The 14,543-nt window shown below is 73.8% G+C and carries 11 protein-coding genes; 2 read left to right on the top strand and 9 right to left on the bottom strand.

The window, feature by feature from the left end; translation table 11 throughout:
* Positions 1–128: 128 nt before the first annotated feature.
* Positions 129–926: a lipoyl(octanoyl) transferase LipB gene (gene lipB, locus CCN35_RS13840; protein WP_067391838.1), complete on the bottom strand. Its 798-nt coding sequence runs from the start codon at positions 924–926 to the stop codon at positions 129–131.
* Positions 927–1,172: 246 nt separating this feature from the next.
* Between lipB and CCN35_RS13835 the strand changes: the two genes are divergently transcribed.
* The gene (locus tag CCN35_RS13835; RefSeq protein WP_067391835.1) at positions 1,173–2,666 is read left to right on the top strand and encodes an NsdA family TPR-like regulatory protein; all 1,494 of its coding nucleotides are present in this window, start codon (positions 1,173–1,175) and stop codon (positions 2,664–2,666) included.
* Positions 2,667–2,813: 147 nt separating this feature from the next.
* Here the strand turns inward: CCN35_RS13835 and CCN35_RS13830 are convergent, their stop codons facing one another.
* On the bottom strand, positions 2,814–4,220 hold the full coding sequence (locus CCN35_RS13830) for an NAD(P)/FAD-dependent oxidoreductase (RefSeq protein WP_067391832.1): 1,407 nt from the start codon (positions 4,218–4,220) through the stop codon (positions 2,814–2,816).
* Positions 4,221–4,441: 221 nt separating this feature from the next.
* Positions 4,442–5,338: a TIGR01777 family oxidoreductase gene (locus tag CCN35_RS13825; RefSeq protein ID WP_067391829.1), complete on the bottom strand. Its 897-nt coding sequence runs from the start codon at positions 5,336–5,338 to the stop codon at positions 4,442–4,444.
* Positions 5,339–5,409: 71 nt separating this feature from the next.
* Between CCN35_RS13825 and CCN35_RS13820 the strand changes: the two genes are divergently transcribed.
* Positions 5,410–5,898: a GNAT family N-acetyltransferase gene (locus CCN35_RS13820; protein WP_067391826.1), complete on the top strand. Its 489-nt coding sequence runs from the start codon at positions 5,410–5,412 to the stop codon at positions 5,896–5,898.
* Positions 5,899–5,908: 10 nt separating this feature from the next.
* Here CCN35_RS13820 and CCN35_RS13815 read toward each other — a convergent pair whose 3' ends face one another.
* From CCN35_RS13815 to sucB, 6 genes are all read right to left on the bottom strand, one after another.
* Entirely contained in the window at positions 5,909–7,093 is a 1,185-nt protein-coding gene (locus tag CCN35_RS13815) for a MarP family serine protease (protein WP_086792852.1), read from the bottom strand.
* 735 nt (positions 7,094–7,828) lie between these two features.
* Entirely contained in the window at positions 7,829–8,347 is a 519-nt protein-coding gene (locus tag CCN35_RS13805) for a DUF4240 domain-containing protein (protein ID WP_067391817.1), read from the bottom strand.
* 169 nt (positions 8,348–8,516) lie between these two features.
* The gene (locus CCN35_RS13800) at positions 8,517–9,491 is read right to left on the bottom strand and encodes a helix-turn-helix transcriptional regulator (protein ID WP_067391814.1); all 975 of its coding nucleotides are present in this window, start codon (positions 9,489–9,491) and stop codon (positions 8,517–8,519) included.
* Positions 9,492–9,627: 136 nt separating this feature from the next.
* Positions 9,628–12,330, bottom strand: coding sequence for a pyruvate dehydrogenase (acetyl-transferring), homodimeric type (aceE, locus tag CCN35_RS13795; protein WP_067391812.1), 2,703 nt, complete (start codon positions 12,328–12,330; stop codon positions 9,628–9,630).
* Between the two features lie 256 nt (positions 12,331–12,586).
* Positions 12,587–13,210, bottom strand: a complete 624-nt coding sequence (locus CCN35_RS13790) for a GntR family transcriptional regulator (protein WP_067391809.1) — start codon at positions 13,208–13,210, stop codon at positions 12,587–12,589.
* A 258-nt stretch (positions 13,211–13,468) separates the two neighbouring features.
* Positions 13,469–14,543 (bottom strand): 2-oxoglutarate dehydrogenase, E2 component, dihydrolipoamide succinyltransferase (sucB, locus tag CCN35_RS13785; protein ID WP_107501050.1); only part of this gene is annotated, 1,075 nt, incomplete at its 5' end.

Raw genomic sequence — 14,543 nt, 5'->3', positions numbered from 1 at the left:
CTGCGGAACCGTCCGGGCCGGCCCCCGGCGGCGCCGCGGCGGGCCCGGCCCGGACGGTTCCGCAGCGGCTCACGCGTGCGTCCCGAGCGGTCCTCGGGCCGCCCCCCCCGTGCGCCGGGCGGGGCGCTTCAGGCCGGCGTCCTCTCGATCTGCCGCGGCTTCAGGTCGGCGTTGCCCAGCACGTCGCGCAGATGCCGTTCGACGACCGGCAGGACCTCCTCGACCGTCACGTCCCGGCCCAGCTCGTTCGCCAGCGAGGTGACCCCCGCGTCGCGGATCCCGCAGGGGATGATCTTGTCGAACCACTTGTTGTCGGGGTTCACGTTCAGGGCGAAGCCGTGCATCGTGACGCCCTTGGCGACCCGGATGCCGATCGCGGCGATCTTGCGGTCCTCGCGCCGCTGGCCGGCGTTGGAGGGGGCGTACTCCGGGCCGCTGAGCCGCGGGTCGAACTCCTCGTCGGTCAGCCGGGGATCGAAGTCCAGGGACAGCCCGCCCAGCGACGGCCGCTGCTCGACCGGGTCGCCGAGGACCCACACCCCGCTGCGTCCCTCGACCCGGGTGGTCTCGAGGCCGAAGTCCGCGCAGGTGCGGATCAGGGCCTCCTCCAGGCGCCGCACATGGGCCACCACGTCCACCGGGCGGGGCAGCTTCTGGATCGGGTAGCCGACCAGCTGGCCGGGGCCGTGCCAGGTGATCTTGCCGCCGCGGTCCACGTCGATCACGGGAGTGCCGTCGAGCGGGCGCTCGCTGTCCGCGGTGCGCCGGCCGGCCGTGTAGACCGGCGGGTGTTCCAGGAGCAGCACGGTGTCGGGTATCTCGTCCGCGAACCGGGCGGCGTGCACCCGGCGCTGCTCGTCCCAGGCCACCTGGTAGTCCACGGCCTCGGCACCGAATCCCATGCGGACGAACCGCAGCTCTCTCACGGCAGATGCCTCCCTCGGAAGGTCAAGGGGCACGCAGCGCGCCCACGCCACTGTACGTCCGTTCGCCGGGCGTCAGTCGCACAGCAAATCCTCACACGATCGGATGAATGCTGGCGAAAGGGCGCAGTCGGCTGCTCACTCTCCGCTACATTCGCGCCGTTCATGAGGCCGTCAAGGCTGCTCACAGGCAATCCGGGCATCCACGCGACCGCGTGGACACCTGAAAGTCAGGAGACCGCACCGCAGATGACGCAACGACCCGCGCCGCGCACTCCCAACCGCCAGCTCGCCGCGCTCATCGCAGAAGCGGGATTCTCCAACGCGGGTCTGGCCCGCCGCGTGGACCAGCTCGGCCTCGAGCACGGGCTCGACCTGAGATACGACAAGACGTCGGTCACCCGCTGGCTGCGCGGCCAGCAGCCGCGGGGCACCACTCCCGCCCTCATCGCGGAGGTCTTCACCCGGCGCCTGGGCCGCCGGCTGACCGCCCAGGACCTGGGGCTGGACGCCTGCGCGCCGGTGTACGCGGGGCTGGAGTACGCCGCCACGCCGGAGGAGGCCGTGGACATCGTCGGCGGGCTGTGGCGCAAGGACTCCGGCAACCACGCCGAGCTGCGCAGGATCGCCTTCACCCCGGCGGGGCTGGTCGTGCCCAGCCGGGACTGGCTGATCGGACGGGCCGACGAACGGGTGGCCCGGCTCGAGGCGCCCGGGGCCAGGGTCCCCGCCCAGGGCCGCTCCTCCGGCGGAGCGGCGCAGGGCTCCGACCAGGCGCCGGCCGGGGTGCCCCGGCAGCGCGGCCGGGGCGTGCCGAACCGGGCCGAGCGCGAGCCGGGCCAGAAGGTCACCGCCGGGGACATCGCGGCGCTGCGCTCGGTCAGCGAGCTGTTCCGCACCCTGGACGACAGGTACGGCGGCGGCCACGCCCGCCAGGCGCTGGTGCGCTACCTGGAGCACGAGTGCGAGCCGATGCTGCGCGGCGTCTACGGGGAGCAGACCGGGCGCCGGCTGTTCGCGGCGGCCGCCGATCTGACCCGGCTCGTGGGCTGGACCTCGTACGACATCGCCGCGCACGGGCTCGCCCAGCGCTACTTCGTCCAGGCCCTGCGGCTGTCCCAGGCCGCGGGGGACCGGGCCTACGGCGCCTACGTCCTCGTCACCATGAGCCGGCAGGCCGCCTACCTGGGGCACGGACGGGAGGCGGTGCAGCTCGTGCGCGTGGCCCAGCAGGGGCTCGGCAGCGCGGCCCCGGCCGTCGTGCAGGCGCTGATGCACGCCGCCGAGGCGCGCGGGCACGGCGTGCTCGGCGAGGTGCGCGCCTGCACCGCGGCCCTGGCGCGGGCCGAGCGCTGCCTGGAGGCCGCGCGTCCCGGGGACGAGGTGCCGTTCTGGGCACGGTCCTTCGACGAGGCGGAGCTGGCCGACGAGTTCGCGCACTGCCACCGGGATCTGCAGCAGTACCGCGCCGCCGCCCAGCACGCCGAGCGCTCGCTCCAGCTGCGCTCCCCGGCGCACGCCCGCAGCCGCCTGTTCTGCCGGGTGGTCCTCGCGACCGCCCGCCTCGGCCTCGGCGACCTGGACCAGGCCTGCCGCCTGGGCGCCGAGGCGGCGGCCCAGGCGGCGGACATGCGCTCGGCGCGGGCCCTGGAGTACGTCAAGGACTTCGAACGCCGGCTGGAGCCGTACAAGGACGCCGCTCCGGTCCGCACCTACCGCGACAAGGTCGCCGCCCTGGGCTGACCCGGGGGTGCCGTGCGGACCGGGCCGGATCCGGTGAGCCGTGCCCCGCGGCCTGCGGAAACCTGCGGGAGGAGCCCACGGCACCCCTGTGGGGGACCGCCGGTGCGGCATGTCCCGCCGGCCGGGCCCCGCGGCGGCCCGTGGGGGTCAGGCCGCCGCGGGGCGCGGGGACGTCGGACGCGGGTCCGCCGTGTGCAGCGGACGGTCGGCCCGCAGGTCGTTCAGAAGGGCCGCACAGGCCCGGCGGGCCGAACGCAGGGCACCCTGGACGGTGCTGGTGTCCCGGTGGTCGCCGCAGACGTACAGGCCCGCCAGCAGACGCACCGGGCGGTGCGGGTCGTGCGGAGGGCGCATCGCCGGGACGGCCTCGGGGGTGTGGTGGACGGCCAGGGTCTCCCAGCGGGCGGTGGAGGTGCCGTAGAGACGGGCCAGATGGCGGCGCACGGCGGCGTCGACGTCGGGCGGGGGCGTCCCCAGGACCGTCGACGACACCAGGACGCGGCCGGCGGGGGCACGGGTGGGGTCGATGCGGCTGATCACCGCCGTGTGGGCGACCGGGCCGCCCCGGTCCGCGTCGAGCAGCAGATGTCCGCCCGTCTCCGGAGGCTCGTCCGTGGTGTGGTGGACCACCGTCACCGGGTGGAAGTCCGGCACGCGCAGTCCGGGCAGCAACTCGGCGGCGGCGCGTGCGTCGGTGGCGAGCAGGACGGCACGACAGCGGATCCGGCCGTGCTCGGCGGTGGTCACCGCGGTGGTGGACACCGAGGTGACCCGGACGCCGGTGTGCACGGTGCCCGGCGGCAGGGTGCGCGCGAGCAGTTCCGGCAGGGCCTCCGCACCGCCCTCCGGCAGGCACAGCCGGCCGGACACGAAGGAGTGCAGGGCGAGGTCCGCGCACCGGCTGGACGTGGTGAGATCCGGGTCGCACAGCAGGGCGGCCAGCAGCGGACGCAGGAAGCCGTCGACCGTGCGGGCGGGCAGGCCCCGGGACGCCAGCGCCTCCCGGGCGGGCAGCTCGGGGCGGGACAGCAGGCGGTCGACGGGCGTGGCGGCGATCCGGGCCAGCGTGGAGCGCAGCCGCAGAGGCGTGCCGCGGACGAGCCGTCCGGAGGGCGGGGCGTCCGGGGACGGCGCGGTGGCGCCCGGCCCCTCGCCCGTGTGCGTACGGGGTCGCGCGCCGGCCGACCGTGGGGCGCTCGTCAGGGCACGCACGGCGTGCAGTGCGCCCCTTGTGCTCCCCCCGTGCGCCGGGACGCTTGCGCGATGGTGCCGTCCGTCGCTGTGCAGCAGGACCCCCGGTGCGAAGGGGCGCAGCACGAGCGCGTCGAGCCCCGGGCCCAGGGCCGGGTGGGGATACGGCGTGGACAGCAGCTGTCCGATCCGGTCGAGCCGGAACCCGTCGACCTTCTCCGTCGACATGCGGCCGCCCACCCAGGGGGCGGCCTCCAGAACCACGGTGGTCACTCCTGCACGGACCAGCCGGTGCGCGGCCGAGAGCCCGGCGACCCCGGCTCCCACGACGACGACGTCCGCCTCATACGCGGGCTCAAGCACGTGCCCCTCCTCGAGGTTGCGCGGCAGGTGGGGCAGTGATGCCCTCAACCGGCTTGAGGAATACCCGAGTTCACGCCGTCCTTAGGCCCCTGGCCGGTCGGGAACGGTCGCACACGGGCAGAGCACGGTCGCACGACGGTCGCACGCGGTCCCAGGGGTCTCGCAACGGCCCGTCACCGCCGGGACGGCCCCGGTCACCGCCGCCACGGGCACCCCGGGCGTCACAGGGCCGCCCGTACGGCGTCCTCGATGCCGGGAAAGGCGAACGAGAAGCCCGACTCCAGCAGCCGCCTGGGCACCACCCGAGCGCTGCCCAGCACGTCCCCCGCCATCTCCCCGAGCACCCCGCGCAGCACCGGCGCCGGCACCGGCAGCAGCGTCGGACGGCGCAGCACCCGGCCCATCGCCGCGGTGATCTCACGGTTCGTCAGCGGCTTTGGCGCGGTGAGATTGACCGGCCCGGACAGGCTCTCGGTGTCGATGAGATGGCGCAGCGCGGCCACCTCGTCGTGCAGGGCGATGAACGACCAGTACTGCCGCCCGTCCCCGAGCCGTCCGCCGAGCCCGGCCCTGAACAGCGGGAACAACCGCCCCCACGCCCCGCCCTCGCGGGCCACCACCAGCCCGGTGCGCGCGAACACCGTCCGCACCCCCGCCTCCCGCGCGGGGGCGGCGGCCCGCTCCCACTCCACGCACAGCCGTGGCAGAAAACCCTCCCCGGGCGGCGCGTCCTCGTCGACGGCCCGGTCCCCGGTGTCGCCGTAGAAACCGATCGCGCTGCCGCTGACGAACACCCGCGGCCGCGCGTCCAGGGAGGCGACGGCCTCGGCGAGCGTCGCCGTGCCCAGCACCCGGCTGTCCCGGATCTCCTGCTTGTACGCCCGGGTCCAGCGGCGGTCGCCCACCCCCGCGCCCGCCAGATTGACCACCGCGTCGCACCCGGCGAGCCCGGCCAGGTCCACCGACCGCCCGGCCGGGTCCCAGCGGACCTCGTCCGCGCCGCGCGGCGCACGGCGCACCAGGCGCACCACCTCGTGCCCGTCCGCCCGCAGGGACCGCACCAGCGCACTGCCGATCAGACCGGACGCGCCGGCCACCGCGATTCGCCTCCGCTCCATGGACACCATCCTGCCGGGCGACCGTCCGGAAATCCGCTGGACGACGCCCGGTCCGCGCATAGGGTGGCCCCATGCCGGTTCCGCTCATACGTCACGCCGCATTCGACGACGAGGACGCCCTCGCCCGACTCGACCGCGAGACCTGGTCCACCCTGCACTCCGTGCAGCCGCGCCCCCAGCCGCCGTACGAACCCTTCTTCAACGAGCGGCACGGGCCGAAGGACCACCTCGTCGCCGAGCTCGACGGCCGTCTCGTCGGCTTTCTCCGGCTCGGCCGCGCCTCCGGGCTCGCGTCGAACGCGCATGTGTGGATGATCCGCGGGCTCGCCGTGGCCGAGGAGGCCCGGGGCAGGGGAGTGGGCCGCGCTCTGCTGCGCGCCGCCGTCGAGGAGGCCCGCCGGCGGGGCGCCCGCCGGCTCACCCTGCGGGTGCTCGGGCACAACACCCCGGCCCGCAAGCTGTACGAGTCCGAGGGCTTCGTGGTGGAGGGGGTCCTGCCGGAGGAGTTCCACCTGGACGGCGCCTATGTCGACGACGTGTTCATGGGCCGCTTCGTGTGAGCCGGACGCCTCATGAGGTGACCAGCCGGCCCGTGTCCACCGGAGTGGTCGCGTACGCCGCCCGCCGCGCGTCCGGGACGAGCTCGGCCGCCGTCAGCGCGTAGCCGGTCTCGCTGTCGGAGGTGGACCGGGCGAAGACCATCCCGAAGACCCGCCCGTCCGCGGTGAGCAGCGGGCCGCCGGAGTTGCCCGGGCGGACGGTGGAGCGGATGGCGTAGATCTCCCGGGTGACCGTGGCGTCGTTGTAGATGTTCCGTCCCGTCGCCCGGATCCGGTTGGCGACCGTCGCCGCCTGCAGGTCCAGGCTGCCGTCCTGCGGATAGCCGGCGACCACCGCCGTCTCCCCGCGCAGGGCGGTGTCGTCGAACTCCAGGGCTGGGGCGCGCAGCCCGGGGACGTACAGCACGGCCACGTCCCGGTCCGGGTCGAACAGCACCACGCGCGCCTCGTACGACCGCCCGACGCCGCCGACCTGCACGGTCGGGTGGTCGATGCCGGCCACCACGTGCGCGTTGGTCATCACGCGCTGAGGGGCGAACACGAAGCCGCTGCCCTCGCGGCCCTGGTTGCCCGAGAAGCCCTCGACCTTGACCGTGCTCAGCCGGGCGGCGATCGCCGCTCTCTCCGTCACGCTGTCGTCGGAGGGTCTGGCCACGCCCGCCGTGGGCTCGTTCTCGAACGGGTTGAAGACCTGCGGGAAGCCCGCCTCGGTCAGTGCGGAGGTGGCGCGCGCGAACCAGGCCGGGGTGGTGTCCGGCATCGCGTTCTGCACGGTGCCCAGCAGCTTCGAGTCACGTATCGCCGAGGTCACCACCGGGGAGGAGGAGACGACCAGGACGCTCGCGGCCACCCAGGCGACGATCAGCACCGCGACCGAGTTGGCGACGGCCCCGCCGATGCCGTCGGCCATGCGCAGCGGGCCGTGGTCCAGCTCGCGCCGCAGCCGCAGCGCCAGACGGCCCGCCAGCTCGTGGCCCACCACGGCCGGCACCAGCACCGTGAGCACGGCGGTGACCGTCGCCGTCGTCGTCCCGCGCGTGACGAGGTCCATCACCCACGGCAGGATCCACACGCCGACGGCCGCACCGCCGACGAAACCGGCCAGCGAGACGCATCCGGCCACCAGGCCCCGCCGGTAGCCGGACACGGCGTAGACGAGGATCACCAGCACCAACAGCAGGTCCAGCAGGTCCACTCGCGCCGCCTTTCTCTCGGATCCTCACGTGCGCGCCGGACGGGCCCGGTGAACAGCCACGTACACGTGGACCCGGGAAACCGGTCACGTGTACGTGTATCCCCAGAAACGTTCCGGATCAGGACGATGGTTCCACCAGGTGGCACAGCGCACATCGCGGGCGGGGCGGAACGGACCGACAGTGATGTCCATGTGTGGTGTGCGAAGAACCGAGCGCGCCCGGGACCGGCGTACGGGCCGGCCGCGCTCCCTCCCGGGGGCGCCGCTGTGCCGCCTGACGGGTGCCACGGCCCCGCTTCCGGCCCCGGCGGGCCGCGGGAACGGCTCCGGGACCGGCTGTCCCAGAACGGCCCCGACGCCCTGCCCGCCGGTGACCCGGGGGACGGCGGTCCGGCCGCGGAGAGCGGGATGAGCTCCGGCGGCGCCCCCGGAGGGGCGAGCCGGGAGCGCACGGCGGCGGAGCCGGCGGCAGCCGGGCGGAGGGCGCCGGGGAAGGCGGCGCCGGGATGGGCGGCGGCCGTGCGCGGTCCCTGGACGGTGGCGTGCACGGTCGCCACGGTCCTCCTCAGCCCTCCCGACGTCACCGCCTCCGCCCTCGACCGGGCGAATGCGGCACCGCGCCTCACCCGGGGCGGGTCCGCCGGGCGCGGACGCACGCCCTGACGGGCACGGGCGGGCACGGACAGCCGGCGCGGCCCGGGCCCCGCGACCGCGGCGGGATCCGAAGAACGGGCCCTAGGCTCGGAAGCGGTCCCACAGCCGGGGGTAGTGCCGGGCGAGGACCCGGTCGTTCTCGAGGTCGAGCGGGGTGCCCTCCGGTTCGGCGGGGGCCGGCGCGATGCCCAGGTCGGGGGCGACCGTGCCGGTGAGCTGCTCATAGGCCTCGTCGGCCGCGTAGCCGAGGTCCTCGCCGTCGCCGTCGAGCTCCTCGTCGAAGTCGCCCAGCAGATCGGCGAGCGAGTCCGGGTCGTGCAGAGCGCCCTCGAAGACCTCCCGGCCCTGGCCGATCAGCCAGCACCGGAAGAAGTCGAAGGCGTCGTCGCTGGCCCCGTTCAGCAGCACCCAGGCGGCGCCCCACAGGTCCCAGCGGTAGGCGCGGTTGTAGCGGGACTCGAAGTGACGGGCGAAGTCCAGGACCGTCTCGGGGTCGTGGTCCAGCAGCCGCTCGACGAGCAGACCGGCCTGTTCCTCCGGATCGCCTCCGGCGGTCTCCCGGCTGCCGTCGATCAGCTCCCAGAACTCCGTCTCGTCCATCACGGTCCCCGCACCGATCCTCACACCGGCGATGCACGCGGAGCGCGCCGGCGCCGGTCCCCGCCGTCGCGTCCCGCCCGCCGTGCGGCATTCCCCGGTCGGTGGTCGCAGGACGCCCCCGGGCAGGCACTGCCGCGGGTTCCCGGCTCCGCGGGGACGAAAACACCCGCTAGGACCGGTACAGCGCGCCCAGCCGGGCCGCGTCCTGCGCGAAACGCTCCCGCAGCGTCCCCGGGGCCAGCACCTCGGCCTCCGGACCGAGCGCCGTGAGCTGGTCGTAGGCGACCTCCTCGGACTCCACCGGCAGGGTGACCGTCACCCATCCGTGCTCGTCGGGGGCACCGGCCGTCGCCCGGGCCTCCCGGGCCGGCACCGGGCCCACCGCGTGCACCAGGCGCCGCATGCCCTTCTCGGACAGCCGCACCACCACCTCGGCCCGCAGGATCGACCGTGCGAACTGCTCCGCCCGCTCCTCCCAGAAGCCGGGCAGGTCGAAGCCGGCGTCCCGCTCGAACCGCTCCCCGGTCGCCTCCACCGCGGTGAACCGGTCGAGGCGGTACACCCGGAAGGAGCCGGGCCCGGCGACCCGCGCGCACAGGTACCACAGGCCCGCCTTGAGCACCAGCCCGTACGGCTCCAGCTCCCGGACGACCTCCTCCTCGCCGCGCCGGTACCGCGCGCTGATCCGCCGGTCGTCCCACACCGCCTCCGCGACCGCCGGCAGCAGCTCGGGCGTCTTCGGCTCCCGGAACCAGTCGGGCGCGTCCAGGTGGAAGCGCTGCGCCGCCGTACGGGGGGCGTCGCGCAGGGACGGCAGCAGGGCCGCGGACACCTTCAGCCGGGCGGCCGACGCGGCGTCCTCGAGCCCCATCTCCCTCAGCGCCTCCGGCACACCGCTCAGGAACAGCGCCTCGGCCTCGCTGCGGGCGAGCCCGGTCAGCCGGGTGCGATAGCCGCCGACCAGCCGGTAGCCCCCGGCCCGGCCCCGGTCGGCGTACACCGGCACGCCCGCCTCCGACAGCGCCTGCGCGTCCCGCGCGACGGTCCGCTCCGACACCTCCAGCTCCCGGGCGAGCTCGGCGGCGGTCATCGAGGGACGCGACTGGAGCAGCAGCACCATTTTGATCAGACGGGCGGCACGCATACGGCCATCATGCCGAGGGCCGCCGACAGCGAAGGGATTCCGATCGGAAAGGGGCACGGCGGTCGCCGTGCCCCTTCCCCCGCGGTTCTTTCGTGTTCTCCTCGCGGCCTCGCCTCTGCGGCAGGGCCGCCGGTCCTCACAGGCCGTACTTCTCCCGGGCCTCCTTGACCGTCGTGGCCTTCACCTCGCCGCGGCGGGCCAGCTGGGCCAGGGCGGCGGCGACGATCGACTGGGCGTCGACGCCGTAGTGGCGGCGGGCGGCCTCACGGGTGTCCGACAGACCGAAGCCGTCGGTGCCCAGCGAGGTGTAGTCCTGCTCGACCCACTGCGCGATCTGGTCCGGGACCTGGCGCATGTAGTCGGAGACCGCGAGCACCGGTCCCTCGACGCCCTGCAGCGCCCGGCGGATGTACGGCACCCGCTCCTCGCCGCGCAGCAGCGCCGCGTCGGCCTCCATGGCGTCCCGGCGCAGCTCGCCCCAGGAGGTCGCCGACCACACGTCGGCGGCCACGCCCCACTCCTCGGCGAGCAGCCGCTGGGCCTCCAGCGCCCAGTGGATCGCCGTGCCGGAGCCGAGCAGCTGGATCCGCGGGGCGTTGGCCGGGACGGAGAGCCCCGCCGACTCCGCCGTGTTGAAGCGGTACAGGCCCTTGACGATGCCCTCGTCGATGCCCGGGACGGACGGCTTCGCCGGCTGCGGCAGCGGCTCGTTGTAGACGGTCAGGTAGTAGAAGACGTTCTGGTCCTCGCCGGGCGCCGCCTCGCCGTACATCCGGCGCAGGCCCTCCTTGACGATGACCGGGATCTCGTAGGCGAACGCCGGGTCGTACGTCAGCGCCGCCGGGTTGGTCGCCGCGATGAGCGGGGAGTGGCCGTCGGCGTGCTGCAGGCCCTCGCCCGTCAGCGTCGTGCGGCCCGCCGTGGCACCGACCAGGAAGCCGCGGCCGAGCTGGTCGCCGAGCTGCCACATCTGGTCGGCGGTGCGCTGCCAGCCGAACATCGAGTAGAAGATGTAGAACGGGATCATCGGCTCGCCGTGCGTCGCGTACGAGGTGGCGGCGGCGATGAAGTCGGCCATCGATCCGGCCTCGGTGATCCCCTCGTTGAGGATCTGACCGTTCTTGGCCTCCTTGTAGTACATCAGCTGGTCGCGGTCGACCGGCTCGTACGTCTGGCCCATGGGCGAGTAGATGCCGATCGAGGGGAACAGCGACTCCATGCCGAAGGTGCGCGCCTCGTCCGGGACGATCGGCACCCAGCGCCGGCCCGTCTCCCGGTCGCGGACCAGCTCCTTGACCAGGCGGACGAACGCCATGGTGGTGGCCACCTTCTGCGAGCCGGAGCCCTTGTCGAAGGCGGTGAAGGCCTTCTCGGCGGGCGCGGGCAGCGCGGGGACCGGGTGGACACGGCGGGCCGGGGCCGGGCCGCCGAGGGCCGCGCGGCGCTCCTGGAGGTAGCGCACCTCGGGGGAGTCGGCGCCGGGGTGGCCGTAGGGGACCTGGCCGTCGGCGAAGGCGCTGTCGGGGATGGGCAGCTCGAGAAGGTCGCGCAGCGCCTTGAACTCGTCCACCGACAGCTTCTTCATCTGGTGGTTGGCGTTCTTCGACGCGAAGCCCGCACCGAGGGTGTGGCCCTTGACCGTCTGGGCCAGGATCACCGTCGGGGCGCCCTTGTGCTCGAGGGCGGCCCGGTAGGCGGCGTAGATCTTGCGGGGCTCATGGCCGCCGCGGGAGAAGTGGAAGCACTCGATGATCTGGTCGTCGCTGAGCAGCTTCGCCATCTCCGCGAGCGCCGGGTCGGCCCCGAAGAAGTGCTGGCGGATGTAGGCGGCGTCGCGGGTCTGGTACGTCTGCAGCTGTGCGTCCGGCACCTCGCGCAGCCGGCGGGCCAGCGCGCCGGTGGTGTCGAGGCGGAACAGCTCGTCCCAGGCCGAGCCCCACAGCGTCTTGATCACGTTCCAGCCGGCGCCGCGGAACAGGGCCTCCAGCTCCTGCACGATCTTGAAGTTGGCGCGGACCGGGCCGTCCAGGCGCTGCAGGTTGCAGTTGACGACGAAGGTGAGGTTGTCCAGCTTCTCGCGGGCGGCGAGGGTGAGCGCGGTCGTCGACTCGGGCTCGTCCATCTCGCCGTCGCCGAGGAACGCCCAGACGTGGGAGCCGGAGACGTCCTTGATGCCCCGGCTGGTGAGGTAGCGGTTGAACCGGGCCTGGTAGATGGCGGAGATCGGGCCGAGGCCCATCGACACCGTCGGGAACTCCCACAGCCAGGGCAGCCGGCGCGGGTGCGGGTAGGAGGGCAGTCCGTTGCCGCCGACCTCCTGGCGGAAGTTGTCCAGGTGCTGCTCGGTCAGCCGGCCGTCGAGGAAGGCGCGGGCGTAGATGCCCGGGGAGGCGTGGCCCTGGATGAAGAGCTGGTCGCCGGAGCCGTCGCCCTCCTTGCCGCGGAAGAAGTGGTTGAAACCGACCTCGTACAGCCATGCGGCGGAGGCGAAGGTGGCGATGTGGCCGCCGACGCCGTACTTGCTGGCACGGGTCACCATCGCCGCCGCGTTCCACCGGTTCCACGCGGTGATACGGGCCTCCAGGGCCTCGTCACCGGGGACGGCCGGCTCGGCGGCGGTCGGGATGGAGTTGACGTGGTCCGTCTCGAGGAGTTTGGGCAGGGCGACGCCGATGCCTTCGGCACGCTCCAGCGTGCGGCGCATCAGATACGCGGCACGGTGCGGCCCGGCCGCCTTGGCGACGGCATCCAGAGAGGCCTGCCACTCGGCGGTCTCCTCGGGGTCGCGGTCCGGGAGCTGGTCGAGCTCGCTCGGCCGGATGGCGTTGGGGTCGGTCATGTCGCCGCCTTCCTCAGTCGAAGGGGGTTCCCTCAGCGAAGGGTTCGGGGGGTGCCCTAGGTCTTTGGCAGGACAGGGCGCGAGGCTCTGGTGGAAGCCCAACCGTGACTGTAACCCCCTGATCGATGATCGATCAAAGGTTTGTCGATCAAAACCCTTGGATTTCCAGAAAGTCGGCACGCGGTGCCTTGGAATCCGGCACCCGGTGCCGCGGTTTCGTCTGGTTTTCCCAGGGAGAGGGGGAAGTGTCCCCGTATCAGGCGCGTGGGGCGCATCCGAGGACGTGGGCCTTGACCAGTTCGGCGATCCGCGGATCGCGCCGGCGGAAGGCCTCCATCAGCTCCTCGTGCTCCTCCGCGTACGACTGCTGGACCGTGCCCAGCCAGCGGATCGACAGCGCGGTGAAGACCTCGATACCCAGGCTCTCCCAGGTGTGCAGCAGCACCGAGTTGCCGGCCGCGCGGACCATCTCGCGGTGGAAGGCCACCGTGTGCCGCACCTGGGCGGTGCCGTCGGACTTGCGGTCGGCCTCGTACAGCGCGGCCACGTGCGGTTCCAGCACCGAGCAGTCCTCGCCCAGCCGTTCGGCCGCCAGCTCCGCCGCGATGGCCTCCAGACCGGCCCGGACCGGGTAGCTCTCCTCCAGGTCGGCGGCGGTCAGGTTCCGCACCCGCACGCCCTTGTTGGGCACCGACTCGATCAGCCGCAGCGACTCCAGCTCGCGCAGCGCCTCCCGCACCGGGGTCTGGCTGACCTCGAGCTCGGTCGCGATCCGCCGCTCCACGATCCGCTCGCCCGGCTTCCATCGGCCGCTGACGATGCCCTCCACGATGTGCTCGCGGATCTGCTCGCGCAGCGAGTGGACAAGGGGCGCGGTCATGAAGGGCTCCTTAGCGGGGGACCGGCGGGTCCCCGGGGGCGTTGACGCTTAGACAATACGGCGGACGGCGCTTTGATGAAGGGCGCACAGGGGCGCTTTCACGCAGGTGAGACGAGGCTTACACGCCGGTAGCCCCCAGAACGGGCAAAGCGGCGCCCCCGCCCGGAGTGCTCCGGACGGGGGCGCCGTGCTGTTTTCCGGCCTGCTCGGGGCCGGGTCCGACGTCGTGGGATCCCCGGTCCCGAAGGGCCGCCGGGGTCAGAGTCCGAGCTCGACCTCGAACTCGCCCGCCTCCAGGATCGCCTTGACCGCCGTCAGGTAGCGGGCCGCGTCGGCGCCGTCCACCAGGCGGTGGTCGTAGGAGAGGGTCAGGTACACCATGTCGCGGATGCCGATGACCGTGCCCTCCTCGGTCTCGATCACGGCCGGGCGCTTGACGGTGGCGCCGATGCCGAGGATCGCGACCTGGCCCGGCGGCACGATGATCGTGTCGAACAGCGCGCCGCGCGAACCGGTGTTGGAGATGGTGAAGGTCGCGCCGGCCAGCTCGTCCGGCGTGATCTTGTTGCTGCGGACCTTGCCCGCCAGCTCGGCCGTGGCCTTGGCGATGCCGGCGATGTTGAGGTCGCCGGCGTTCTTGATGACCGGGGTCATCAGGCCCTTCTCGGAGTCCACCGCGATACCGATGTTCTCGGTGTCGAAGTAGGTGATGGTCCCCTCGGCCTCGTTGATCCTGGCGTTGATGACCGGGTGGGCCTTCAGCGCCTGGGCCGCGGCCTTGACGAAGAACGGCATCGGGGAGAGCTTGACGCCCTCACGCGCCTGGAAGGCGTCCTTGGCCCGCGCGCGCAGCGTCATCAGGCGGGTGACGTCGACCTCGACGACCGAGGACAGCTGGGCCTGCTCGTGCAGGGCCTTGACCATGTTGTCGCCGATGACCTTGCGGATCCGCGGCATCTTCACGGTCTGGCCGCGCAGCGGGGAGGCCTCCAGGACGGGGGCCTTCTTCCGCGCCGCGGGAGCGGCGGCGGGAGCCGGGGCGGCAGCGGCCTTCGCGGCCTCGGCGGCGGCGAGCACGTCCTGCTTGCGGATACGGCCGCCGACGCCCGTGCCCTTGACGGTGGACAGGTCGACGCCGTGCTCGGCGGCGAGCTTGCGCACCAGCGGGGTCACGTACGCGCCCTCGTCGGTCGGCTGGACGGCGGCGGGAGCCGCGGGAGCCGCGGGAGCGGCCGGAGCCGGCGCGGGAGCCGGAGCCGGGGCCGGAGCGGCCTGCTGCGGAGCCGGAGCCGGAGCCGGGGCTGGCGCTGGGGCCGGCGCGGGAGCCGGAGCC

The sequence above is a fragment of the Streptomyces thermovulgaris genome, assembly GCF_002155915.1.
Lineage (GTDB): Bacteria > Actinomycetota > Actinomycetes > Streptomycetales > Streptomycetaceae > Streptomyces > Streptomyces thermovulgaris.
Note: the sequence above shows the minus strand (reverse complement) of the source record. Positions and strands in the feature narration are given on the sequence as shown.